Raw genomic sequence first — 22724 nt, forward strand, 5'->3', positions numbered from 1 at the left:
TCCCAACCGACCCTGGACCTGACCGTAGAACGGGCCGGGAACCCTCCGTACGGATAAATTTGCCAACAGTCAGCGGGAAGGTTGGCTCTTCCTGACAGAGCCCTTCCCGGGTCACAATCTCCCCATGGAGCCCCCCGTCCGTCTCGCCAGCACCGGAACGATCATTCACGGTGTGTCCGTAGGAGAGGTGCTCGGCGTGTCGACCCTGGCGGAGGCCAGGCTCATCGCCGGGGAGAGCGGGCTGTCCCGCATCGTGCAGCGGCTCAACGTCATGGAAGTGCCCGACATCCTCGCCTGGGTCAAGCCGCACGAGCTCCTGCTCACCACCGGCTACCCGCTGCGCAACACGCCCCAGTCACTCGGCCGGCTGGTGGCCGACCTGGACGAGCGCGGGCTGGCCGCGCTGGGGATCAAACTCGGCCGATACGTCGACGAGCTGCCCGGCGAGATGGTCGAGCAGGCCGACCGGCTCGGCTTCCCGCTCATCCTGCTGCCGAACGACGTCGGCTTCGACGACATTCTCAACCAGGTGCTGACGGACATCCTCAACCGTCAGGCCGCGGTGCTCGCCCGCGCCGAGGAGGCGCACCGGGCGCTGGTCCAGGTCGTGCTGGCCGGCGGCGGGCTCAACGAGGTCGCCGCCGAGGTGGCGCAACTGCTCGACGTGTCGGTCGCGGCCGTGGACGGCTCAGGACACGTGCTGGCCACCGCGGGGCCCGCCGACCACGTCACCGTGCTGCGCGAGTCGATCTCCCGCGAGGGCCCGCCCACCTCGACGGGCCGCCCGTCCCCCAAGGGGCGGGCGTTCGCCTCGGTGCCCGTGCTGGCCGGCGGGCACCACCACGGCAGGATCGTCGCCTACAGCGCGTCGGGGGAGATCAGGGACAGCGACGTCGGCATACTCGAACGCGCCGCCACGGTCGCCGCGCTCGTCGTCACCCGGCAGGAGGCGGTCAACGCCGTCGAGAGCAAATACCGCGCCGACTTCCTGCGTGACGTGCTCACCGGGCGGGCCGGCACGGCCGAGCGGATCACGGCCAGGGCCAAGGCATTCGGGTGGGACCTGGCGCGCCCGGCGACCGTGCTGGTGGCCGAGCTCGACCCGGACGGCGACGAGCGCAGCGCGCAGGACCGTCTCGTCTCCTGCTGGACGGCGGCGATCAGGCGGCACGACCCGCGCGGGGCCGTGGCGGGGTTCTCACATGAGGTGGTGGCCGTGGTCGACGCCGCGATCGACGCCGCCCGCGTGGCCAAGGACGCGGCTTCGGCGTTCGCCGACGTGCCGCCCGCGACGTTCTCGACCGGCACGTCCCGGCCGAGCCCGGGGGCGGAGACGCTGCCGGAGGCGTACTCGCAGGCGTTGAAGGCGGCCAGGGTGGGCCGCCAGCTGCACGGGCCCGGCGCGGTCGCCCACTTCGACCAGCTCGGCGTCTACCGGCTGCTGTCGCTGGTCAACGACACCGACGAGCTGCACGCGTTCGTACGCGAGACGCTCGGCCCGCTGGCCTCCGACGTCGACGCCGAGAACGCCGACCTCAGGCGCACCCTGCAGGTGCTGCTGGAGACGAACCTCAACGTGGCGGAGACGGCCAGGCGGCTGCACTTCCACTACAACACGCTGCGCTACCGCATCGGCAAGCTGGAGCGGCTGCTCGGCAACTTCACCGACGACCCGCACCTGAGGCTCAACCTGACCCTGGCCCTGCACGTGCTGCGGATGCGGGGGATTTAGGGTAAGGGTTCGTGGACCTGGACTTCGAACTGCGCTCCGACTACATCCCGCTGTGCGACCTGCTGAAATACTGCGGGATCACCGAAACGGGCGGCTTGGCCAAGCACCTGATCGCCGAAGGCATGGTGCACGTGGACGGCGAGGTGGAACTGCGCAAGAGGGCCAAGATCCGGTCGGGCCAGGTGGTCAGCGGCGAAGGGTTCACCATCCACGTGGCTTAGCGCAGCGGCCGGGCGTTCACTTGGCGTCGGCGTAGCAGGCGACCGCCACCGCCTCCATCGGGAACCGTACCGGCGTCTGCCCGAACAGCAGCCTGCTGGCCTCGGCCGCCGCCGCCGACACGGCCGCCATCACCTCCTCGGCCTGCTCGATCGGGCAGTGCACCATCACCTCGTCATGCTGGAAGAACACCAGCCGGGCAGGCTCGGGCAGCCGCCCGCGCAGCACCGCCAGCAGCGCGAGCGCCCACTCCGCGGCCGTGCCCTGCACCACGAAGTTGCGGGTGAACCGCCCCCTGTCCCGGGCCGCGCGCCCGCCCTCGGGACCCGACACCAGCTCCTTCCACCGGGACGAGGGCGGCGGGCTGGTGCGCCCGAGCCAGGACCGCACCAGCCGGCCCTCCTCCCCCGCCTTGGCCGCGTCCTCGACGAACTGGTAGGCCTTCGGGAACCGCTGCCGCATCACCGCCAGCAGCTTGGACGCGTCGCCGCTGGTGCCGCCGTACATGGCCGACAGCATCGCGATCTTGGCGTGGTCCCGCTGCCCGCCGAACGACTGCGCCAGCGCCGAATACAGGTCGATCTCGCCGGCCGCCCTGGCCAGCCCCACGTCCCCGGCCATCGCGGCCAGCACCCTGGGCTCCAGCTGCGCGGCGTCGGCGACGATCAGCACCCGGCCGTCGTCGGCCATCACCACCCGCCGCATGACCTTGGGGATCTGCAGCGCCCCGCCCCCGTTGGTGGCCCACCGCCCGGACACGACGCCGCCCACCACGTATTCGGGCCGGAACCTGCCGTCCCGCACCCACTGGTCGGCCCACGCCCATCCGTGGGCGCTGAACAGCCGGGCCAGCTCTTTGTACGCCAGCAGCGGCGCCACCGCCGGATGGTCGATCTGCTTGAGCTCCCCCGACCGAGTGGTCTTCAACGCCACCCCGGCCCCTTTGAACGCCTTGACGAGCTGCTGCACCGAGTCGGGGTTGACCGGATGCCCGAACGCCGCCGCCACCTCGCCGGCCAGCGCCTGCAGCTTCGCGGGCCGCATGCCGTGCACCGGCCGCGGCCCGAGCAGCTCGGTCAGCAGCGCGTCGTGCACGTCCCTGCGCCACGGCATGCCCTCGTGCGACATCTCGGCCGCGACGAGCGCCCCCGCCGACTCGGCCGCCACCAGCAGCCGGAACCGGCCCGGCTCCGGCAGCGCCTCGATCCGCCGCAGCTGGTCCGCCAGCACCTCGGCCACCGCCTCCGCGCTGAGCGGCTCCGGAGCGAACAGCGTGCCGGGGGCGTGGGGGTGCTCCTCGGGCACCGGAAGCCCGTGCAGCCGGGCGTGCGCGGCGCGGGCCGAGCGGCTCTCGCCGTAGCGGCCGTCGTAGGCCAGCAGCAGGCCCTCGGTGAGCGCGATGTCGTGGCAGCGCGCGACCCGCACGCCCGCGCGCAGCAGCGGCGGATAGTCCTCCCGCGTGTCGGCCCACACCCATCGCGGCCGCTCGGCGGCCTCGATCTCGTGTGCGGCCCGCGCCAGGTCGGCGGGACGCCGGACAGCGCCCCCGACCGGGAGCACCGTCTCTCCGGCGACCACGACATGCACATCGTCAAGGGTGCCAAACGGCTACGACAAACTGATCCGCACCTCGTCCTCCACCGGGGGCTCCACCTCCTGCGCCAGGCAGCCCGTGGCGGCGAAGCACCGCAGCGTCAGCTCCTCCGGCGTGACCGACGCGTGCAGGAACTGCTTGAAGAACGGTGGCGTGTCCCAGTCGGACAATTCCGACAGGTAGCGGTGGAACACCCTGTCCACCGGCAGCCGGAACGGCCACGGCCAGGCCCCCAGCAGCCGTGCCGCCCACCGCATCCTGCGCGTGATCTTCACCGTCCCTTCCGGCGTCCTGACCGGCTCGTTCTTGATGTGCTCCGACATGATGCACAGCGCCTCGTCGGGCGTGAGGCAGAGCCACTTCATCCGCAGCCTGCGGGCGTAGAGCTGGCTGTAGAACGACAGCGAGTCGCCGCGCAGCGGATAGCACTTGAAGGCGTCCTCGTGCACGCCCCCCACGCCGACCCGGCCGATGGTGTGCGTGGCGTGCATGAACGCGCCGCCGCCGCCCGACACGATGTACTGGATCACCCGGTCGCCCACCTTGACCGGATAACGCTGGTAGTTGTGCACGTCTCCGCCGATGGCCGCGACATACCGGTGCGCCGGATCCCGCACGATGTCGTCGATCGTGCCGCCTTCCTCCAGCGGCGACGGCTTGTAGGCGTTGGCGGTGTAGATCGGCTTGCCGGTCACCAGGATCTTCGGCCGGGGATCGAGCGAGACGCGGCGCAGCCACGCGGTCTGCGCCTTGTCGATCACGTTCCTGATGCCGGTGTCCACCCCCACGACGAGCAGGCTGTCGCTCTCGATCATCCAGTACGGCCCCGGCTGCGTGGCCTGCTGCGACGGCTTGCCGCGGAGGGAACGCGCCTCGGCCAGCCGCGCCTCGTCGATCGTCTCGGGCTTGCGCCACAGCAGCCCGCGCAGCCCGCGGTCCGGCTTGGGCTTGAGCGCCGGCGCGTCGCAGAAGACCCGCATGAACCCGCCGAGCCCGTCGTACCAGTCGTGGTTGCCGGGGATGGCATAGATGGGAGCGTCGTAGTCCTTGTACGGGCGGAAGAATTTGTCGCCGTACTCGTTGCCCGATCCGGTCGGATAGATCACGTCGCTGGCGACGATGGCGAACGATGTCCCTTCGCCCACTTTGAGCATCCCGGGAACGACGGCGTACTGGGAGGCGTCGCCCTCGCCGGTATCGCCCAGGAGAAGGAAACTGAAATTTCCCCCAACGGACGGCTTGATACGAAATTCCGGGTCAATCCCTCGCGCTTCCTGAGCCGCCACCCACCGCGTCCTGACCTCTCCCGAGGGATCGCCGAACAGCCCGGCGAGGATCTCGTTGCGGGATCGCCATAGCGTGCCCAAATTCAACCAGGAAAATCCGCGCTTATCTGGCCTGAGCTGGGCGAACGTTCCGATCTGCGAACAGGACCACCCCGCGCCCGCCTGTGACACCCGTGAAGAAAGCTGCTTTGCGCGCTCGGCCGCGACTTCCACCATGACCACATCTTTACCGTGATCTACCATTCGCGCACACTGAACTCTCCGTACTGCAGAGAACACAGATGGTTCACAATGGTGTAGCCTCACCCCCCAAGCAAGCGGTTGGGACCGCCACAAAGGAGGCTCCCATGACGCGTAACGGCCCGGACGACGCGACCCGGGAAGGCACTTCAGAGGTGGATGCCATCGAGGGCCTGCTCGCTTATGCGCAGACCCGGCCGCGATGGGGCGGCGCGGCGCTCAATACCGTGAGCGAGGCCATCGCGAGGAGCCGCGCCCTGGTCAGGGAGTCTCCCGAGAAGCACACGGCGCTGCTGGCACGCTGCCTGCGCACCGCGGCCCAGTTACTCCTCAGGCGCGGCCGGCCCACGGAGGCGCTGCCGCTGGCCCAGGAGGCGGTGGCGCTCACCCGCGCGATCGGCGGCGGGCCGCTGGTGGTCTCGCTGACCTGCCTGGCGGCCGCGCTGGAGGACCTCCACCAGTATGGCGAGGCCGCCATGATGCTGGCCGAGGCCGACAAGATCACTCCGCCGGAGGAATGAGCACGCCGGGGTTGAGTATCCCGGCTGGTGAAGTAGAGCGAGGCGCCGGTCTCGTACACGTGCGAGATGTGGCACATGATCAGCGGAGCCGGAGCCTGCCCGAGCGCGCCGAGCAGGGCCAGGCGCACCGCGTCGTAGAGCCGGGGCAGGTTCGCCCAGAAGCCGGCCGTCTCCAGCGTCTCGACGGTGGCCCCGGCCGCGAGCAGGGAGTCGCGCAGGTACGGGGCGGAATAGCGGCCCCGCTCCCACGCCGCGCCCGGCGCCTCGCCCAGGGGTTCCCCGCCCGTCCGCGCCAGCACGGCGGAGGCGGCGGCCCGCCGCTCCCCCACGGAGGCGCCCTCGTAGCCGGCGATCGCCAGGCAGCCGGAGTCGCCGCCGCCGATCGCCTCCGGCTTGGCCAGGCCGATCATGGTCTCCGTCTCGTCCGACAACCTCAACACGGTGGGCAGCGGCCCTTCCTGGGCGAGCGCCCGCAAAGCGGCCGAGCCCGCGGCGAACGACGCGAACCGCCACCCCTCGTACCGGCGCTCGGCGGGGGCGCGGCGCACGCGCAGCCGCAGCGACGTGATGACGCCGAAGACGCCTTCCGAGCCGAGGACGAGCTGGCGCAGGTCGGGCCCGGCCGCCGACTTGGGGGCGCGGCCGAGGTCCAGGGTGCCCGACGGCGTGGCCACGGTCAGGCCTGCGACCATGTCGTCGAAGCGGCCGTATCCGGCGGAGGCCTGGCCGCTGGAGCGGGCCGCGGCGAAGCCGCCGAGCGTGGCGTACTCGAAGGACTGCGGGAAGTGCCCCAGCGTCAATCCGTGCCCGGCGAGCAGCCGCTCGGCGTCGGGGGCCCGCACGCCCGGCTCGAAGTCGGCCACCATCGACTCGGCGTCCACCGACCGCAGCCGGTCCAGCCGGCCCAGGTCCAGCGCGATCACGCCGGCGAAGCCCGCGCTCAGGGCCGCGAGCCCGCCCACCACCGAGGTGCCGCCACCGAACGGCACGACCGCGATCCGCTCGCGCGTGCACAGCCGCAGCAGCTCTTCGACCTCCTCGTGCGAGCCGGGCAGCACCACCGCGTCGGGCGCGTCCGAGCCGTCTCCGGCGCGCATGCGCAGCAGGTCGGGGGTCGACTTGCCGCGCGTGTGCCGGACGCGGGCCTCGTGCGTGGTCAGCACGTGCTCCGCGGCCACGACGCCGGCGAGCTCCTGGAGCAGCGGTGGCGGCAGCGCCACCGGCGGCAGCCGCACCGACTCCAGCGTGGCGGCGGGCGCCCGCGGCGGGCGCACGCCCAGGAGGTCGTGCAGCAGCTCGCGGACCTTCTCGGGCAGCTCGCGGCTCTTGGCGGGGTCGCCCCAGCCCGACCACAGCATCGGTTCTCTCGGCACGCTTACACTGTGACACATGACGTCGATTCGTCACAATGAGGGCGTTCTGGACGCAGCTCGCGATTGCCTGCTCGCCTACGGGGTACGCAGGACGACGCTCACCGACGTGGCACGCCGGGCGGGCGTGTCGCGGATGACGATCTACCGCCACTGGCCCGACGTTCGCTCCCTGGTCGCCGACCTGATGACCAGGGAGTGGCTACGCGTCGTCGCCGCGCTGGACCTGTCGGACCCGGTACGCGCGGTCGTGGCCGGCGTACGGGGGCTGCGCGGGCACCCGCTGTGGCGGAAGATCGTGGAAGCGGATCCCGAGCTGCTCATGCCCTACCTGCTCGACCGGCGGGGCGCCACCCAGGACGCCGTCCTGGAACTGCTGGAGCGGGCCGTCGGCGATCCGCGCAAGGCCAGGGCGGTGCTGCTGGTGGCGCAGTCGTTCCTGGTGTCGGCGCCCACCATGCTCGACCCCGTGACGCTGGACGAGCTCGACGCCGAGCTCGCCGCCCTGCTGGAGGCCTACCTTGAATAGCTCACTCAACGCCCGCAGACGATCCCGCGAGCTGCGCGAGGTCGCCGAGGAACGCGTGGACGTGCTGGTGGTCGGGCTTGGCGCGACCGGCGCGGGCGCCGCTCTGGACGCCGCCTCGCGTGGGCTGAGCGTGGCCGCGATCGACGCCCACGACCTGGCGTTCGGGACGTCCAGGTGGAGCTCCAAGCTGATCCACGGCGGTCTGCGCTACCTGGCCAGAGGGCAGGTGAACGTCGCCTACGAGAGCGCGGTCGAGCGCGGGATCCTGCTCCGCACCACGGCGCCGCACCTGGTCAAGGCGCATCCGTACATGCTGCCGCTGACCCCGGCGATCTCCCGGCGGCAGGCGGCGACGGTGATGGCCGGCTACCGGCTCGGCGACGCCCTACGGGCCGCCGCGCGCACGCCGCGCCGCCTGCTGCCGGGCCCCGCGCGCCTGAACGCGGCGCGAGCGCACACGCTCGCGCCCGTGCTGAACGAGGACGGCCTGCGCGGCGCGTTGCTGTCGTGGGACGGCCGGCTGCTCGACGACGCCCGGCTGGTGGTGGCGATCGCCAGGACGGCCGCCGCGCACGGCGCCCGCGTGCTGACCCGCTGCCGCGCCCTGCGGCTCTCGGACGAGGGGGCCGCGGTACGCGACGAGCTGACGGGCGAGGAGTTCACCATCCGCGCCAGGGCGGTGATCAACGCCACCGGCGTGTGGGCGGGCTCGCTGGATCCCCAGGTCGAGCTGCGCCCATCGCGCGGCACGCACCTCGTGCTGCGGCCCGGGACGCTGCCGGGGCTGATCGCCGGCATGCACGTGCCCGTCCCGGGAGAGCGCAACCGGTTCGCGCTCGTGCTGCCCCAGCGCGACGGCCGCGTGTACGTCGGCCTCACGGACGAACCCGTGGACGGGCCGGTGCCGGACGTCCCCGAAGTGCCCGAGGAGGACGTCAGAGCGCTCCTGGAGGTGCTGAACGGGGTTGTCGGGACTCCGGTGACCAGAGAGGCGGTCGCGGGCGCGTACGCGGGCCTCAGGCCGCTCCTGGCGGGTGACGGGCGGACGGCCGACCTGTCTCGCAGGCACGCGGTGCTCTCCGAGGGAGGTCTCGTCACGGTGGTCGGCGGCAAGCTCACGACATATCGGCGCATGGCCGAGGACGCGGTGGATCGAGCGGTCTCGTCGAGGAACCTCCCGGCAGGGCGGTGCCGCACCCGGAAGATCCCGCTCGTGGGCGCGGGCCCGCAGCCGTCCGGGGTGCCCGCGCGCCTGGCCGAGCGGTACGGCGGCGAGGCCGAGGCCGTGCACGAGCTCGTCAAGGCGCACCCGGAGGAGGTCGGGCTCGGGATCACCAAGGGCGAGCTGCTCTGGTCGGTCCGCCACGAAGGCGCGCTCGACGAGGGCGACCTGCTGGACAGGCGGACCAGGATCGGCCTGGTCAGACAGGACAGGGACCGCGCTCTGGCCACGACACGTGACGTATTGGAGCGAAGCAGCCAGCTCTGACCCGTTCCATCGGCTAGGTTAGGCTTACCTAATTCGATGGCGAAGGGGGAGAGAGGCGTTGGCGAGGGGCTGCGAGCATCCTGTCGGATGTCACACCGGGGAGGTGCCCACGCTGGCCAGCGCCACCGTGGGGGCACGGCTCTGGCTGCTCATCGAATACACCGGCGCCTGGCCGTCACACCTGGAAAGCTTCGAACTTCCTGAAAAAATCTCCGAACTCGTCCGCCGCGCGCTCGAACGCGGTATCAGGCCCCAGCTGATCCGCCGCCCCGGAAAGCGGACCCGCCCGCCGGAGCAGGGCATCCGTGTGCTACTGGGCTACGCCGCCGGGGAGCGCCCCTGGCTGGCGAGCTGCGTCATCGCAGGTCCTGACGATCTTGACCTGGACTCGCTGGTGACCGGAGTGGTCCCGGAGTCCTGCATACTTGAAGACGAGCCGGTATTTCTGGTCTGCACGCACGCCAAGCGCAATGTGTGCTGCGCCCGCATTGGACTACCCCTCGCTCGATCGCTGGCCGAATCTCTGCCGGACAGAGTGTGGGAAACGTCACACGTTGGTGGCGATCGTTACGCCGCCAACCTCGTGTGCTTGCCACACGGAATTTTCTACGGCAGCATGTCTCAGGCTGCTGCACTGGCAGCGGCTAACGCGTACCGGTCGGGCGAGGTCATCCTCGACCGCTACCGGGGACGCGCAGGCATCCCTGAGCCATTGCAAGCCGTCGAGCACTTCGCCCGAGCCCATACGGGAGAGTGCTCCGTCGGCGCGGTGGCCGTGGAATCCTCCAGGTCGGACGGCGACGTCACCGAAGCCATCGTGCGCTGCGGCGACGTCCGGTTCCAGGTTGTGGTTGAGCCATCGGCGTTCCAAGCGCCGTGTGGTACGGCTTGCGCCGAGACGATCACCACCTACCGGCTGGTTTCGCTGGACAGGCTCACGCCTGTGCGGTATGCCACGCCCGCCCTCGCCTGAACAGGGAACATCACGGCCCGACGTTGCGTTGGAACAGTGACGCCAAAAGCGTCCAATGCGGCTCAAACACCGAAATACCTCTCACGAAGGTGGTTTTCTCATGTCTCAGGTACGTCGGCAGCTCGCCCGCCCGCGCCCCAGCTGGGGTTGGCAGGATGATGCCGCGTGCCGGGGTGAGGACCTCGTGCTCTTCTTCGGCCCCGATGGGGAGCGGCAGCCCGAGCGTGACGTACGTGAGCGGAAGGCCAAGGCGATCTGCGCCCAGTGCCCCGTCCGCAACGAGTGCCTTGACTACGCGCTGTCCCGGCCCGAGAAGTACGGCACGTGGGGCGGTCTCAACGAGGACGAGCGCGCTTCCGAGCGTCGCCGTCGTATGCGCCGCGCGGCCAGCGCCGGCATCACCGCCGCCTGACACCCCCGGCAGCTCAGCGAACATGCATGATCAAGCAGTTGTCCCGATGAACCAGAGCCGGGCCCTCCATGCCCAGGCTCTGGCGAACCCGGTCGGGACAACTGCCTGATCAAGCTCTGATCCCCCGCACCGGTCGCTCGACATCCAGCCGTCATCGCCCGTTGCCGTATGTTCGGGATCCCGTCATGTGGTCACCCTAGGGTGCCGCCATGAAACGCATCGCCATCCTGATGTGCGCCGGCGCGACCCTGCTGTCTCTGGCAGCTCCCGCCGCCGCCGACCCCGGTCCCACCGGCTCGCAGCCCGGCTTCGGGCAGGCCACGCTCACCGGGTTCGCCTCGCTTCCCGCGCAGACCTTCGTCCCCGGTAGCGAGCCGTCGGGATCATCACTGGGCACCGCTCCCATCAACGGGGTCACCCCGCCCTTCCCCGGCCAGCCCGTGCAGGGCTTCAGCGGCATCGTCCGCCGCCACGACGGGACCTTCGACGTCCTGTCCGACAACGGCTTCGGCAACAAGGCCAACAGCGCCGACTTCCTGCTGCGCGTCCACCGGGTCAAGCCCGACTTCCGGACGAAGTCCGTACAGGTGCTCGGCGGGTTCAACCTGACCGACCCGAAGGGCCTGGTGCCGTTCCCGCTCACCCGGCAGGATCGCACCCTCACCGGCGCCGACTTCGACGTCGAGTCGATCGTGCGCACGGTGGACGGCACGTACTGGGTAGGCGACGAGTTCGGCCCCTTCCTGCTGCACTTCGACCGCAAGGGCCGGCTGATGGAGGCGCCGATCGAGCTGCCCGGCGTCCGGGCGCCCGAGAATCCCCATCTGAACGGCGCCCATCCCAACCTCGGCGGCAGCAAGGGCTTCGAAGGCATGGCCAGGTCCGTGACAGGCCGCCGCCTCTACCCGCTGCTCGAGGGCACGGTGGCCGGCGACCCGGCGGGGACGCTGCGGATGTACGAGTTCGATCTGCGCGAGCGGGCCTATACCGGGCGGCGGTGGGCGTACAAGCTGGACGCGCCCGCCCACGCCATCGGCGACGCGATCGCGGTCGACGAGAACCGCTTCCTGATCATCGAGCGGGACAACCTGCAGGGCGACGCCGCCCAGGTCAAGCGCATCTACATGGCGGACATGCGGGACCGCGACGGCGACGGCGCGCTCGACAAGACCCTGGTGGCCGACCTGCTCGACATCGCCGACCCGCGCGGCCTGGGCGGCACGCCGGGGACGTTCAGGTTCCCGTTCCAGACGATCGAGGACGTCGTCATCCTCGACGACCGCACGCTGGGCGTGCTGGACGACAACAACTTCCCCTTCTCCAACGGCCGCACCCCGGGCAAGCCGGACGACAACGAGTTCATCACCATCCGCCTCACCCGCGGCCTCCAGGCCGATCCTCGGGTCTACCCGTAGTCGGGGCGGCGGCGATGGGGCGTCCCATCGCCGCCGTATCCTGACAAGTTGATCATCGGCTCGCCGAACGGCTCCCACTCGATGACGACCGCGTCCAGGTCCGCCTGGCTTTTGGGCACCCGGCGTACCAGCGGCACGATCCCGGCGACCGGCCGCCCGGCCAGTTCGCGCCCGCGCTCGGTGACGTAGGGGGCGACCACCCGGTAGGGGTCGTGCAGGAGGTACTGCGGCGCGAGATCGTGCGGATGCGCCTTCGCCCGGGCCTCGGCGGCGATCGCGGCGTACAGCGCGAGCAGGGTGAAGATCATCCTTAATCGCATGGGCGGGGATTGCACGCGGGTAAAGTGCCTGCCATGCCGTTTCCTGAGCCCTCCCCCGTGACCGCCGACGACCTCGGCGAAGCCGTCCGGCTGGCCCTCGCCACCCTGCGGGAGGCGCCCGCGTCCGGCTGGGAGCACAAGGCCGGCTCGCTGGAGTGGACCTGCTGGGAGACCGCCGAGCATCTCGGCGACGACCTGTTCGCCTACGCCGCCCAGCTCGGGGTCCGGACGCCGCCGCTGGACGGCTACGTCCCGTTCGCTCTGGAGAGCCGCAGGCCGGGAGGCCCCGTGGAGACCATCCGCGCCCAGCCGGCGGCCGGACCCGGCGGGTTGCTGCAGGTGCTGGAGGCGTGCGGCGCGCTGCTCGTCGCGATGGTACGCACGACGCCGCCCGAGGTCCGCGCCCACCATGGCTTCGGCGCGTCCGATCCGGAGGGTTTCGCCGCGATGGGGATCGTGGAGACGCTCGTGCACACCCACGACCTGGCCGAGGGCCTCGGCCTTGCGTGGACACCGCCGGCGGACCTGTGCGCGCGGGTGCTGGCCCGGCTGTTCCCCGACGCGCCGCGGGAGACCGACCCGTGGGCGACCCTGCTGTGGGCCACCGGACGCGCCGAGCTTCCCGGCCGCCCGCGCCTGACGAGCTGGCGCTGGTACAGCGCGCCCCGGCCATAACGGGCTCCGGCGGGGTGACCGAAACACGTCGCCGGCTCGACCGAAATCCGGGTTCGCCCGGCTACCGGGTTCGCCCGGCTACCGGGGCCGCGCGTCAGACGATGAGGTCGTCGAATTCGCCATCCTTGGCCCCCAGGACGAACGCGGTGATCTCGGCCTGGGTGTAGACCAGTGCCGGCCCTTCGGGAAAGCGTGAGTTACGCATGGCGATCTCCCCCGTGGGCAGGCTCGCGACCTCCACGCAGTTGCCGTTGGGGTTGCTCCTCTTGCTCTTGCGCCAGACGACGGGAAGGCGGCCGGCGGGGGTTCCGTTCCGGAACTCGTGCATGGGGGCAGCTCCTCGCGATCTTACGAATGCACGTGCATCCGCGTTTGCGAGCTGACAATACGGCAGCACGATGATCTCCATATACCGGACGACCAAAAATCCTGGTATGGAGTCGATCACAGGAAGATCAATCATTCATCCTGAGATGAGGCGTTCCAGGAAGCGCCTGGTCTCCTTGGGCTTCTCCGCCTGGATGCTGAGCCGGTCCATGACCTGGAGGTAATGGTCGGAGTCTGCGGGTTTGTCCAGGTAGAGGGCGCTGGTGAGCTGCTCCATGTAGACCACGTCGGGCAGCTCCCGCTCGGGGAAGCGCAGGATGCTGAAGGAGCCGCCGGCCGCCGCATGGCCGCCCCGGTCGAACGGCATGATCTGCACGGTGACGTTGCGCTCGGCCGTGACGTCCAGCAGATGGGCGATCTGCTCGCGCATGATCTCCGGCCCCCCGAGCGTGCGGCGCACGACTGCCTCGTCGATCACCGACCAGAGCGTGAGCCCGCTCTCGAGCCGCTTCTGCCGGGTCGTGCGCAGGGCGACGCGCCGGTCGAGCTCCGCCTTCGTGGCCTTCTCGTGGCCCAGCGCGATGACGGCCCTGGCGTAGCCGGGGGTCTGCAGCAGGCCGGGCACGAACTGGTTCTCGTAGGACCGGATGCTGGCCGCCGCCCCCTCCAGGCCGATGTAGACCTCGAACCAGGAGGGCAGCACGTCGCCGTACTTGTGCCACCAGCCTGGGGCGTTGGCTTGCCTGGCCAGGTCGAGGAGCGGCTCGCGCTCGGCCGGGTCCGTGACGCCGTACAGGGTCAGCAGGTCGGCCACGTCACGCTGCTTGAAGCTGACCTGGCCGAGCTCCAATCTGCTGATCTTGGCGTGAGATGCGCGAATCGAGTACCCCGCGTCCTCGCGCGAGATACCCTTCTCCGTGCGGAGCCTACGCAGTTGGGTCCCCAGCAGGATCCGCAGCACGGTCGGGCTTCCCGGCGCATGACTGAGCAGCTTCCCTTCCGCGCTCTCTGCGCTCACCGCACCGCTCCTAGATCATCTGCACGTGCAAATGCCCTTAGCATCTGTAAACTACGAAAAGTCTTGCATTGGTAAGCACTCCCCGTAAAGATGGGCATTGGATCACCAGACCGCGCTTCGGGGGCCAGAATGACGACTTTCGACGCTCGGCCGCAAGCCGCCATCGGTTCCCGGCCACCAGGGTGGCTCACGTCCATCCTCGTGGACGGCCAGGCCGGTGAATGGGACGCCGTGTTCCCCTTTCACCAGCGCACGGCGCTGGAGCCCGCCTGCGTGTCCACGGCCAGGCGGTTCGTCGATCAGACACTCGCCACATGGGGCGTGGTCGCGGTGTCCTTCGAAGCCCAGCTGGTGGTCTCCGAGCTGGTGACCAACGCGATGCGGCACGGCGGCGGAGCGGCGCAGCTCCGGCTGCTGTCTCACGGGGCGGAGCTGGCCTGCGTGGTGACCGACTACAGCCGGACCATACCGGTGGCCGCCGCGCCTGACGTCTTCTCCGAGTACGGCCGGGGGCTGCGGCTGATCGACGCCATCTGCACCGCCTGGGGCTGGTTCTCACCCGGCGGCGCCCGCAAATGCGTCTGGGCCGTACTCGCCGGCTGAGCCCTCACCGCCACCCGCCACGCCATCCTCGCCGGCTGAGCGCCGGGGATCAGCTCCGGCCGAGCAGTTCCAGCACGTCGGCGTCGCTGAGCTGGTCGAACCGCTCGTACCACTGCCCCACCGCGCTGAAATCGATGGGCGTCAGCAGGACGACCACCTCGTCGGCCTCCGACCGCATGGACCTGACGGTGCCGCGCGCCCCGACCGGCACGGCCAGGGTCACCTTGGCGGGCTTGGCCGTACTGACCGCTCTGAGCGCGGCCCGCGCGGTGCCGCCGGTGGCGAGGCCGTCGTCGACGACGATCACTTCCCGGCCCTCCAGCGCGGGCAGCGGGCGGTCGCCGCGGTAGGCGTGTACCCGGCGGGCGAGCTCGCGCCGTTCCTGCTCGACCACGTCGGCGACGGACTCGGGCGTCATGCCGAGCCGGCGCATCAGCGGCAGGTCGAACACCGGCTCGCCGCCCTCGGCGATCGCGCCGACGCCCAGCTCGGGCGTCGGCGGATAGCCGATCTTCCTGGTCACCAGCACCTCGAGGCCGGCGTCGAGCCGGCGCGCGATGGGCGCGGCCACCGCCACGCCGCCCCTGGGGAGCGCGAGCACCACGGGGTCATGGGCGTCCAGCAGCCGCTCGGCGAGCCGGGCCCCGGCCTCGGCCCGGTCTGCGAAGAGCTCCATGACGAGTGCCTACCCGCTCACGCGGCCTCCTCGCCTCAGGGCGGCCCGATCGCCGGACCAGTCCGGACACCGGAGCAGCCCTGGCCGCCGGACCAGTCCGGCGGCGAGGCCGGGCGGTCCGCCCGTCAGGGGCGGTTTCTGCCGGAGCGGCGCATCTCCTTCGTGATGAGCTTCCACTTGTTCTGCTGCTCCTTGCGCAGGCGGGCGTCGGTGCGGGAGGCCATCCAGGCCGCCTCCCGCTGCAGCTTGCGCCAGCTCTCCAGACGCCGCTCGGGCAGCTCGCCGCTCTCCAGCGCGACCAGCACCGCGCAGCCCGGCTCGGTGGTGTGCCCGCAGTCGCCGAACCGGCACCGCTCGGCCAGCGTCTCGATGTCGGAGAAGACGAGGTCGACGCCTTCACCGATGTCGTAGAGGCCGATCCTGCGGATGCCCGGAGTGTCGATGACCAGCCCGCCTCCGGGCAGCGGGATCAGCTCGCGGTGCACGGTGGTGTGGCGCCCGCGGCCGTCGGCGGCGCGTACCTGCTGGGTCTCCATGACCGTCTCGCCGGCCAGGGCGTTGACCAGCGTGGACTTGCCGGCGCCCGAAGGACCGAGGATGACGGCGGTACGGGAGCCGCCGAGGTAGCCGCCGGCCAGTTCCACCCCGTCGCCGTGCAGCGACGAGACGGCGTGCACGTCGACCCCGGGCGCGGCCACCCGCACATCGGCGAGCAACTCGTCGAGGCCGTCCTCGAACAGGTCGGACTTGGTGATGAGCACGACGGGCGTGCCGCCGGACTCCCAGGCCAGCGCGACGAGGCGCTCGATGCGGCCGAGGTCGGCGAAGTCGGTGGAGTGCATGGACGGCTCGGCCACGAAGACGATGTCGACGTTGGCCGCGAGCACCTGGCCCTGGCCGTCGCCCGACAGACCGCCGATCGAGTCGCGGCTCACGCCGCCCCTGATGAACGCGGTCGTCCTGGGCAGCACCGCGTCGAGCTCGTAGCGGCCCTCAGGCAGCCACCGGAGCGCGACCCAGTCGCCCACGCAGGGCAGCGCGATCGGGTCGGCGGCGGACGCCCTGCGGACGCGGGCGGCGTATTTGACGTGGTGCTGGCCATCGGCCGCGATCACCTCGGCGGCGCCGCGGTCGACGCGGGCCACGCGGGCGGGTGCGGTGCCGGCGGGCAGCTCGGCGGAGCGGAGATCGGTCCAGCCGAGCAGGGCAAGATCGTAAGACAACGGAGTGAAACCTTTGATTCGGGAAGGAGCCGGGCTGCTCAGACGAGCATCCGGAGGTGGACTGACGGCATGCCGCGGACGACCCGCATAGTCCTCACCTCCTCGATCGGTTACGCCAGCGACTGTACGCACCTGTCCGGGGGGATGCAATCGAATTTGGTGTGGCGATCCGTTGAACCGCACCGGGGCGGCTGGCCGTACCACCTGCCGACGGACCCGAGAAAGGGGAATCATGCGAGCGAGCACGTATCCCCCGCCCTCGGCCGAGGGAGCCGCCCCGATGGGCAAGCCGCGCTTACGACACTGGATCCGGCGTGTGCGGCCGGATGACGAGGTCGTCGTGTCCGCGCTCTACCGGGAGTATCACAGGCCGCTGCTGGCCTTCGTGATCCGATTGACGGCAGGCGACCGGCAGTGGGCGGAAGACGTGGTACAGGAGACCATGATCAGGGCTTGGCGCAGTGCTGAACAACTCGACCCCGACACGGTCTCTCTGATGCCCTGGCTCGCCACGGTCGCGAGACGTATCGTGATCGATGACCGGCGGCGCCGGGACGCCCGCCCCCAGGAGTCGGGCGACGGACCGCTGGAGAGCATGTCAGTGCCGGACGAGATGGAGGGACTGCTGCACCAGGTGGTCGTGTCAGAGGCGCTGAAGGCGTTGTCGCCGGCTCACCGCGAGATCCTCAACGAGACGATCTTGCGTGACCGGTCGGTCAACGACGCCGCCGAGGCGCTCGGCATACCGGTGGGCACCGTGAAATCCCGGGTCTACTACGCCGTCCGCGCGCTGCGGATCGCGCTGCAGGAGAGGGGGGTGACGGCGTGACATCGAGAGTCGAGCACACGGACGTGGGCGCTTACGCGCTCGGCCTGCTGGAAGAAGAAGACAAGGAAGCTTTCGAGGCCCACCTCCTCTTCTGCGCCTCCTGCCGCTCCGAGCTGACCGACCTGGCCGGCGTGGCGCACGCGCTGAACGGGATCGGCCCGGTCGAGGACGTCGCCCCGCCCTCACCCGGGCCCGTGGTCGACATGCTCCAGCGCAGGAAGGCGGCCCACCGTCGAACGCGCAGGGGGACGTTCGTGATCGGGATGGCGGCGGCGGTCACGCTGGTGGCCGGCGGGCTGACCGTCGGCACGCAGCTCACCGCGGACGGCGCGCCGCAGGTCGCACAGGGGCACGACGACCACATGGGCCCGGCCGAGCAGTTCTACGCCGACGGCAAGCCCATCGACGGCAAGGGCGTCGACGGGGTCACCGGCGGGCTGGTGGTGGAGTCGAAGGGATGGGGCACGCACGCGGCGCTCAAGCTGGCCGGGGTGAAAGGGCCGCTGGAGTGCGAGCTGATCTCGGTCGGCAAGTCGGGAGAGCGGCGTGTCATGACCGGGTGGTCCGTGCCTCCAGCCGGGTACGGAGTTCCGGGATCGCCCGATCCGCTCTACATGCACGGCGGCAGCGCGACGCCGCTGAAGGACATCGACCACTTCGAGGTGGTCACGTCGGCAGGCAAGAAGTTGCTCACCATCCAGGCCTGATCCGCGCTTTCCGAGCCCTCCCGCCGCTGGTGGGAGGGCTTTTCACGCCTTCTTCGTTGTGTGGAAATTTACGGATAAATCTGGTTGAACCGTTCCGTGCTCCGGCGCGTACTGCTTGCCGTACCAACCGGAATATCAAGCCTTTTAAGAGGTTTCATCATGTCTATCCGTAAGATCCAAAACATCCGAAATTTCGTTATTTCAGGTGCGTTCCTCGCCGCTGCCGCCCTGCTGGCCGGCCCCGCACCGGCACAAGCCTCCGGTGACGACGTCTATCTCGCGGCCGGGCTGCGTGGCGCGAACGAGGTGGGTACGGCGGGCGACGCCGACGGGCGTTCGACGGTCGTGCTCAAGATCAGCGGGACCGAGGTCACGTTCGCGGCCCGATGGAGCAAGATCGGCGCGCCTGCCGCCGGTCACGTGCACGCCGGCGCCAAGGGCGTCAACGGCGAGGTGAAGCTGGAGTTCTTCGCCAAGCCGCTGCCCAGAACCGCGCACGGCGTCACCGGCACCGTCAAGGCCGACCCCGAGCTGGTCGAGTCGCTCCTCGGCGATCCCGGCGGCTTCTACGCCAACCTGCACGACGCCGCGCACCCCAAGGGCGCGGTACGCGGCCAGTTCCACCGGCTGAGCAAGCCCGTCGACCTCAACGGGGTGCTGCACGACAGCGACCAGGCCACGCTCTCCGCACGCGCCGACGCGGCGCAGGAGACCCAGGAGAACGACGGCAAGAACCGCGGCGACCCGGACGGTCAGGCGACCTGGTGGCTGCGCCCCGACGGCGCGTCGATCGCCTACACCGCCCACTGGTCCGGACTCGGCCCGGTGACCGGCGGGCACGTGCACAAGGGCGCCGACGGCAAGACCGGCCCCGTGGTCGCGGACCTGTTCGCGGGCGCCCTCCCGGAGAACGTGACCGGCGTCGCGGGGGTGACGCCGGTCCCCTCCAAGGTCGCCAAGCGGATCTCCGCGAACCCGGCCGGCTACTACACGAACCTGCACACCGCCGACTTCGACGGCGGCGCGGTACGGGGCCGGCTGTCCGCCGAGCCGTTCACCCACCCGCGCGCCCTCACGGCCGACGTGCTGCGCGGCGAGCAGATCTACTCCTGCACCCAGCAGCCCTCGGGCGGCTACGCCTTCACCCAGCTCGGCGTGACGGCCAAGCTGCGGCGCGGCATCGACCACTCGTTCGTGACCCCTGGCTCCGGCCCGCCCCAGTGGATCGCCCCTGACGGCAGCGCGGTACGCGGCGCGGTCGTCACCAGGACCCCCAACGGCGAGGGCAACATCCCCGAGCTGATGCTGGACGCCACCCAGGCAGGCGCGGACCATGGCCTGCTGGCCCACACCACCCAGATCCTGCGCCTCAACACCAAGGGCGGCGTGGCTCCCGCGGGAACCTGCGCCCCCGGCACAGAGGCCAAGGTCCCGTACGGAACCGACTACATCTTCCTCGGCTGAGGCCGCAGACCGGGCGACGATTCGGTCCCGTCGCCCGGCAGGCCATCCCAGGGCCGGCCCGGCACCCAGTCCCCCGGGCAGCCGACCGGCCCCCGCGACGGGGAACTCCGGCACCCCAGTCGCGACAAGCGCCCCGCCGCACACGGAGCCGTGCGGCGGGGCGCTCTGTCAAGAGGAACCACGGCTCCGGGTGACCACGGACCGGGTGAAGAGAACGCCGTTGCGGCGGCCGGCCCCGTGCGGGTCAGAGGGCGTCACCCTGGAGGCCCTCAGCCCCGCACGGCGGATGGCGCCTCCTTGGCACCGCCGTAAAAAATGGAAAAGCTTTTAAAGACCAGGCGCGGGGAACTGCGCCGTGAGCTCGCTGACCTCGTGGTGGACGCGCGCGATGACGTCCTCGGCATCCCCCTTGGCGAGCGCGGTGACGACCTCGTCCATCCAGGCGCCGATCTGCCGCATCTCGGCCTCCCCCATCCCGCGGGAGGTCACGGACGGCGTGCCGATGCGGATGCCCGACGGGTCGAACGGCTTACGGGTGTCGAACGGCACCGTGTTGTAGTTGGTCTCCAGCCCCGCGCGGTCGAGCGCCTGGGCGGCCGGCTTGCCGCCGATGCCCTTGGGCGTGAGGTCCAGCAGGATCAGGTGGTTGTCGGTGCCGCCGGACACCAGGTCGAACCCGCGCGAGGCCAGCTCGTCGGCCAGGGCCTTGGCGTTGGCGACGACCTGGTGGGCGTAGGCCTTGAACTCCTCGGTGGAGGCCTCTCGGAGCGCGACGGCGATGGCGGCGGTGGTGTGGTTGTGCGGGCCGCCCTGCAGGCCGGGGAAGACGGCCTTGTTGAGCGCCGCGGCGTGCTCGTCGCTGGTGGCCATGAGCATGGCCCCGCGCGGGCCGCGCAGCGTCTTGTGGGTGGTCGTGGAGATCACGTCGGCGTGGCCGACCGGGGACGGGTGCGCGCCGCCCGCGACCAGGCCGGCGATGTGGGCGATGTCGGCGGCCAGCACGGCGCCGACCTCGCGGGCGATCGAGGCGAAGCCCTCGAAGTCGATGGTGCGCGGGATCGCGGTGCCGCCGCAGAAGATCAGCTTCGGCCGGTGCTCCAGCGCGAGCTTCCTGACCTCGTCCAGGTCGATGCGGCCGGTGTCCTTGCGTACGCCGTAGCGGACCGGGTTGAACCACTTGCCGGTGGCCGAGACCGACCAGCCGTGGGTGAGGTGGCCGCCGAACGGCAGGCCCATGCCCATCACGGTGTCGCCGGGCTGCAGGAACGCCATGTAGACGGCGAGGTTGGCGGGCGAGCCGGAGTAGGGCTGGACGTTGGCGTGGTTGACGCCGAACAGGGACTTGGCGCGCTCGACGGCCACGGTCTCGATCTGGTCGATGACCTGCTGGCCCTCGTAGTAGCGCTTGCCCGCGTAGCCTTCGGAGTATTTGTTCGTCAGCACGGTGCCGGTGGCCTCCAGCACGGCCTTGGACACGTAGTTCTCCGACGCGATGAGCTTGACCGTGTCGGCCTGGCGACGCTCTTCCGCCTTGATGAGATCGGCGATCTGCGGGTCGACGCTAGCGAGAGAACTCATGACTCTCCTGTCATCATTGACGATCTGCGAAGACCCAGGCGCACGGCCTCCGCTCCTTTCGCTCCCCGGTGGTCGGTCCCACCCAATGCGCCAGTCGCGTCTGCTCTAGACGATAGCGGATGCGGCAGGACCCAGCTCTCGGTCCGAGCAGGTCACGCGGGGGCGGTGCGGCTCACGCCCGGCCAGAGCCGATCGACCTCGGCGTTGAGGATGGCCCCGATCAGCACCGCCAGCGCCGTGATGTAGAGCCAGAGCAGCAACGCGATGGGCGCCGCCAGCGAGCCGTAGACGGAGACGGGCGAGAACCACGCGGCCAGCACGGCCCGCAGCACCGCGGCGCAGACGATCCACAGGAACAACGCCAGGATCGCCCCGGGCAGCTCGCGGTACCACTTGGTCCTGACCGGCACGCTGACGTGGTAGAGCACGGTCAGGAACAGCACCGAGCCGACGATCACGACCGGCCAGTAGAGGATGTCGACGAGAACGCCGTATTCACCGGGCAGCGTGTCCTTGAGCAGCGTCGGCCCGATGATCAGGATCGGCATGACGATGATCCCGATGACCAGGCCCACGATGTAGAGGCCGAACGACATGAGCCTGGTGCGGATGATGCCGCGCTCCTCGCCCAGGCCGTAGGCGACGGAGATGAGGTCCACGTACACATAGAGCGCCCGGGAGCCGGACCAGAGCGACAGCAGGAAGCCCAGCGAGATGATCGACACCTTGCCGGCGTCGTCGCTGAGGACGTCGACGAGGAGCGGGTTGATCACCTTGTTCACCGCGTCCTCGGTGAACAGCAGCCCGGCCTGCTCGATCACCCACGTCTTCACCTGCGTGACCACGGTGGGTCCCAGCCAGGTGCCGAGCTTGCCGAGCACGCCGATGAGGCCCAGCACGAACGGCGGCAGCGACAGCAGCGCGAAGAACGCCGCCTCGCCCGCCAGACCGGTCACCCGGTAGGTGACGCCGGCGTTCGTGGCCGCGCGGACGATCGCCCACGACTTCGTGTCGAGCACCCAGCTCAACCTCGCCCGGGCGTTGGAGGCGAGACCCCTCTTCGGCCGGGACGGCGCATCGGTGGACGTCATGGCACCCAACGGTATTCGCAGTGACTCTTCGGCACAGCTTACGTCCGTTTGAACTGCCCTAGGCGTTGTCCACGATGCGCGCACCCAGAGGAAGAAGGGAAACGGGGATCATCTTGATGTTCGCGACGCCCATCGGGATGCCGATGACGGAGATGAACAGCGGGATCGAGGTGACGACATGGCCGATGGCCAGCCAGATGCCCGCGACCAAGCACCAGATGATGTTGCCGGCCAGAGAGAACACCCCGGCGTCCGGATCGCGGACCACGGTCCTGCCGAACGGCCACAGCGCGTACGCGGCGATCCTGAAAGAGGCGATGCCGAACGGGATCGTGATGATCAGAATGCAGCAGATGACCCCGGCCAGCGCATATCCCAAGGCCAGCCAGATCCCCGCGAAGACCAGCCAAATGACGTTCAGAATCGTTCTCAT

23 protein-coding genes and 1 riboswitch are annotated in these 22724 nt (G+C 70.4%); of the genes, 12 read left to right on the forward strand and 11 right to left on the reverse strand.

Annotated elements, in window-relative coordinates; all coding sequences use genetic code 11:
* Positions 1-124: 124 nt before the first annotated feature.
* Both ACTMTI_RS42065 and ACTMTI_RS42070 read left to right on the forward strand, forming a co-directional pair.
* A complete protein-coding gene (locus ACTMTI_RS42065) occupies positions 125-1732 on the forward strand; it encodes a PucR family transcriptional regulator (protein ID WP_441126394.1) in 1608 nt (535 codons plus the stop codon).
* An 11-nt stretch (positions 1733-1743) separates the two neighbouring features.
* Positions 1744-1953: an RNA-binding S4 domain-containing protein gene (locus ACTMTI_RS42070; RefSeq protein ID WP_441126395.1), complete on the forward strand. Its 210-nt coding sequence runs from the start codon at positions 1744-1746 to the stop codon at positions 1951-1953.
* 16 nt (positions 1954-1969) lie between these two features.
* On the opposite strand, the gene ACTMTI_RS42075 is transcribed toward ACTMTI_RS42070, so the two are convergent.
* The 3 genes from ACTMTI_RS42075 to ACTMTI_RS42085 all read right to left on the reverse strand — a co-directional run bounded on the left by ACTMTI_RS42075 (position 1970) and on the right by ACTMTI_RS42085 (position 6950).
* On the reverse strand, positions 1970-3538 hold the full coding sequence (locus tag ACTMTI_RS42075) for a bifunctional 3'-5' exonuclease/DNA polymerase (RefSeq protein ID WP_441126396.1): 1569 nt from the start codon (positions 3536-3538) through the stop codon (positions 1970-1972).
* A gap of 21 nt (positions 3539-3559) precedes the next feature.
* Complete coding sequence (locus ACTMTI_RS42080) at positions 3560-4912, reverse strand: metallophosphoesterase family protein (RefSeq protein ID WP_441126397.1); 1353 nt, start codon at positions 4910-4912, stop codon at positions 3560-3562.
* Positions 4913-5252: 340 nt separating this feature from the next.
* Complete coding sequence (locus ACTMTI_RS42085) at positions 5253-6950, reverse strand: FAD-binding oxidoreductase (protein WP_441126475.1); 1698 nt, start codon at positions 6948-6950, stop codon at positions 5253-5255.
* A 31-nt stretch (positions 6951-6981) separates the two neighbouring features.
* On the opposite strand from ACTMTI_RS42085, the gene ACTMTI_RS42090 reads away from it, so the two are divergent.
* The 5 genes from ACTMTI_RS42090 (at position 6982) to ACTMTI_RS42110 (ending at position 11780) form a co-directional block, all read left to right on the forward strand.
* Positions 6982-7491, forward strand: a complete 510-nt coding sequence (locus tag ACTMTI_RS42090; RefSeq protein WP_441126398.1) for a TetR/AcrR family transcriptional regulator — start codon at positions 6982-6984, stop codon at positions 7489-7491.
* Positions 7484-8980, forward strand: a complete 1497-nt coding sequence (locus ACTMTI_RS42095) for a glycerol-3-phosphate dehydrogenase/oxidase (protein WP_441126399.1) — start codon at positions 7484-7486, stop codon at positions 8978-8980. Before ACTMTI_RS42090 ends, ACTMTI_RS42095 begins: the two co-directional genes overlap by 8 nt.
* Before the next feature lie 103 nt (positions 8981-9083).
* The gene (locus ACTMTI_RS42100; RefSeq protein ID WP_441126400.1) at positions 9084-9953 is read left to right on the forward strand and encodes a sucrase ferredoxin; all 870 of its coding nucleotides are present in this window, start codon (positions 9084-9086) and stop codon (positions 9951-9953) included.
* Positions 9954-10053: 100 nt separating this feature from the next.
* Positions 10054-10365 carry a WhiB family transcriptional regulator gene (locus ACTMTI_RS42105; protein ID WP_379518652.1) on the forward strand — a complete coding sequence of 104 codons (312 nt, stop codon included), beginning with the start codon at positions 10054-10056 and terminating at the stop codon, positions 10363-10365.
* A 209-nt stretch (positions 10366-10574) separates the two neighbouring features.
* Complete coding sequence (locus ACTMTI_RS42110; protein ID WP_441126401.1) at positions 10575-11780, forward strand: esterase-like activity of phytase family protein; 1206 nt, start codon at positions 10575-10577, stop codon at positions 11778-11780.
* On the opposite strand, the gene ACTMTI_RS42115 is transcribed toward ACTMTI_RS42110, so the two are convergent.
* Positions 11771-12100, reverse strand: a complete 330-nt coding sequence (locus ACTMTI_RS42115; RefSeq protein ID WP_441126402.1) for a hypothetical protein — start codon at positions 12098-12100, stop codon at positions 11771-11773. The two genes, ACTMTI_RS42110 and ACTMTI_RS42115, sit on opposite strands and share 10 nt — an antisense overlap.
* A 33-nt stretch (positions 12101-12133) precedes the next feature.
* Between ACTMTI_RS42115 and ACTMTI_RS42120 the strand changes: the two genes are divergently transcribed.
* The gene (locus tag ACTMTI_RS42120; protein ID WP_441126403.1) at positions 12134-12775 is read left to right on the forward strand and encodes a hypothetical protein; all 642 of its coding nucleotides are present in this window, start codon (positions 12134-12136) and stop codon (positions 12773-12775) included.
* Between the two features lie 94 nt (positions 12776-12869).
* Here the strand turns inward: ACTMTI_RS42120 and ACTMTI_RS42125 are convergent, their stop codons facing one another.
* Positions 12870-13103: a DUF397 domain-containing protein gene (locus ACTMTI_RS42125; protein WP_188187307.1), complete on the reverse strand. Its 234-nt coding sequence runs from the start codon at positions 13101-13103 to the stop codon at positions 12870-12872.
* Positions 13104-13238: 135 nt separating this feature from the next.
* Positions 13239-14120 (reverse strand): helix-turn-helix domain-containing protein, encoded by an 882-nt coding sequence (locus ACTMTI_RS42130; RefSeq protein ID WP_441126404.1) that lies wholly within the window; start codon positions 14118-14120, stop codon positions 13239-13241.
* Between the two features lie 129 nt (positions 14121-14249).
* Here ACTMTI_RS42130 and ACTMTI_RS42135 point away from each other — a divergent pair, with 129 nt between their 5' ends.
* Positions 14250-14723, forward strand: coding sequence for an ATP-binding protein (locus ACTMTI_RS42135; protein ID WP_441126405.1), 474 nt, complete (start codon positions 14250-14252; stop codon positions 14721-14723).
* A 49-nt stretch (positions 14724-14772) separates the two neighbouring features.
* Here the strand turns inward: ACTMTI_RS42135 and ACTMTI_RS42140 are convergent, their stop codons facing one another.
* Positions 14773-15399, reverse strand: coding sequence for a phosphoribosyltransferase (locus ACTMTI_RS42140; RefSeq protein ID WP_441126406.1), 627 nt, complete (start codon positions 15397-15399; stop codon positions 14773-14775).
* A gap of 125 nt (positions 15400-15524) precedes the next feature.
* A complete protein-coding gene (rsgA, locus tag ACTMTI_RS42145; protein ID WP_441126407.1) occupies positions 15525-16622 on the reverse strand; it encodes a ribosome small subunit-dependent GTPase A in 1098 nt (365 codons plus the stop codon).
* A 232-nt stretch (positions 16623-16854) separates the two neighbouring features.
* Between rsgA and ACTMTI_RS42150 the strand changes: the two genes are divergently transcribed.
* From ACTMTI_RS42150 to ACTMTI_RS42160, 3 genes are all read left to right on the forward strand, one after another.
* The gene (locus ACTMTI_RS42150; RefSeq protein ID WP_441126408.1) at positions 16855-17451 is read left to right on the forward strand and encodes a sigma-70 family RNA polymerase sigma factor; all 597 of its coding nucleotides are present in this window, start codon (positions 16855-16857) and stop codon (positions 17449-17451) included.
* Positions 17448-18158, forward strand: a complete 711-nt coding sequence (locus tag ACTMTI_RS42155) for an anti-sigma factor family protein (RefSeq protein ID WP_441126409.1) — start codon at positions 17448-17450, stop codon at positions 18156-18158. Before ACTMTI_RS42150 ends, ACTMTI_RS42155 begins: the two co-directional genes overlap by 4 nt.
* Positions 18159-18317: 159 nt before the next feature.
* On the forward strand, positions 18318-19622 hold the full coding sequence (locus ACTMTI_RS42160) for a CHRD domain-containing protein (protein WP_441126410.1): 1305 nt from the start codon (positions 18318-18320) through the stop codon (positions 19620-19622).
* A 327-nt stretch (positions 19623-19949) separates the two neighbouring features.
* Here the strand turns inward: ACTMTI_RS42160 and glyA are convergent, their stop codons facing one another.
* The 3 genes from glyA to ACTMTI_RS42175 form a co-directional block, all read right to left on the reverse strand.
* Complete coding sequence (gene glyA / locus ACTMTI_RS42165; RefSeq protein WP_441126476.1) at positions 19950-21224, reverse strand: serine hydroxymethyltransferase; 1275 nt, start codon at positions 21222-21224, stop codon at positions 19950-19952.
* Between the two features lies 1 nt (position 21225).
* Positions 21226-21308, reverse strand: a riboswitch (ZMP/ZTP riboswitch).
* Between the two features lie 44 nt (positions 21309-21352).
* Entirely contained in the window at positions 21353-22291 is a 939-nt protein-coding gene (locus ACTMTI_RS42170) for a YihY/virulence factor BrkB family protein (RefSeq protein ID WP_441126411.1), read from the reverse strand.
* A gap of 58 nt (positions 22292-22349) precedes the next feature.
* Positions 22350-22724, reverse strand: coding sequence for a YccF domain-containing protein (locus ACTMTI_RS42175; protein WP_441126412.1), 375 nt, complete (start codon positions 22722-22724; stop codon positions 22350-22352).

Source organism: Nonomuraea sp. H19, assembly GCF_052068215.1.
Lineage (GTDB): Bacteria > Actinomycetota > Actinomycetes > Streptosporangiales > Streptosporangiaceae > Nonomuraea.

Coding starts and splice junctions, on each gene's coding strand:
- ACTMTI_RS42160 (WP_441126410.1), top strand. CDS start 18,318: ATGTCTATCCGTAAGATCCAAAACATCCGAAATTTCGTTATTTCAGGT.
- ACTMTI_RS42140 (WP_441126406.1), bottom strand. CDS start 15,399: ATGGAGCTCTTCGCAGACCGGGCCGAGGCCGGGGCCCGGCTCGCCGAG.
- ACTMTI_RS42115 (WP_441126402.1), bottom strand. CDS start 12,100: ATGCGATTAAGGATGATCTTCACCCTGCTCGCGCTGTACGCCGCGATC.
- ACTMTI_RS42125 (WP_188187307.1), bottom strand. CDS start 13,103: ATGCACGAGTTCCGGAACGGAACCCCCGCCGGCCGCCTTCCCGTCGTC.
- ACTMTI_RS42110 (WP_441126401.1), top strand. CDS start 10,575: ATGAAACGCATCGCCATCCTGATGTGCGCCGGCGCGACCCTGCTGTCT.
- ACTMTI_RS42175 (WP_441126412.1), bottom strand. CDS start 22,724: ATGAGAACGATTCTGAACGTCATTTGGCTGGTCTTCGCGGGGATCTGG.
- ACTMTI_RS42120 (WP_441126403.1), top strand. CDS start 12,134: ATGCCGTTTCCTGAGCCCTCCCCCGTGACCGCCGACGACCTCGGCGAA.
- ACTMTI_RS42085 (WP_441126475.1), bottom strand. CDS start 6,950: ATGCTGTGGTCGGGCTGGGGCGACCCCGCCAAGAGCCGCGAGCTGCCC.
- ACTMTI_RS42135 (WP_441126405.1), top strand. CDS start 14,250: ATGACGACTTTCGACGCTCGGCCGCAAGCCGCCATCGGTTCCCGGCCA.
- ACTMTI_RS42105 (WP_379518652.1), top strand. CDS start 10,054: ATGTCTCAGGTACGTCGGCAGCTCGCCCGCCCGCGCCCCAGCTGGGGT.
- ACTMTI_RS42090 (WP_441126398.1), top strand. CDS start 6,982: ATGACGTCGATTCGTCACAATGAGGGCGTTCTGGACGCAGCTCGCGAT.
- ACTMTI_RS42150 (WP_441126408.1), top strand. CDS start 16,855: ATGCGAGCGAGCACGTATCCCCCGCCCTCGGCCGAGGGAGCCGCCCCG.
- ACTMTI_RS42170 (WP_441126411.1), bottom strand. CDS start 22,291: ATGACGTCCACCGATGCGCCGTCCCGGCCGAAGAGGGGTCTCGCCTCC.
- ACTMTI_RS42065 (WP_441126394.1), top strand. CDS start 125: ATGGAGCCCCCCGTCCGTCTCGCCAGCACCGGAACGATCATTCACGGT.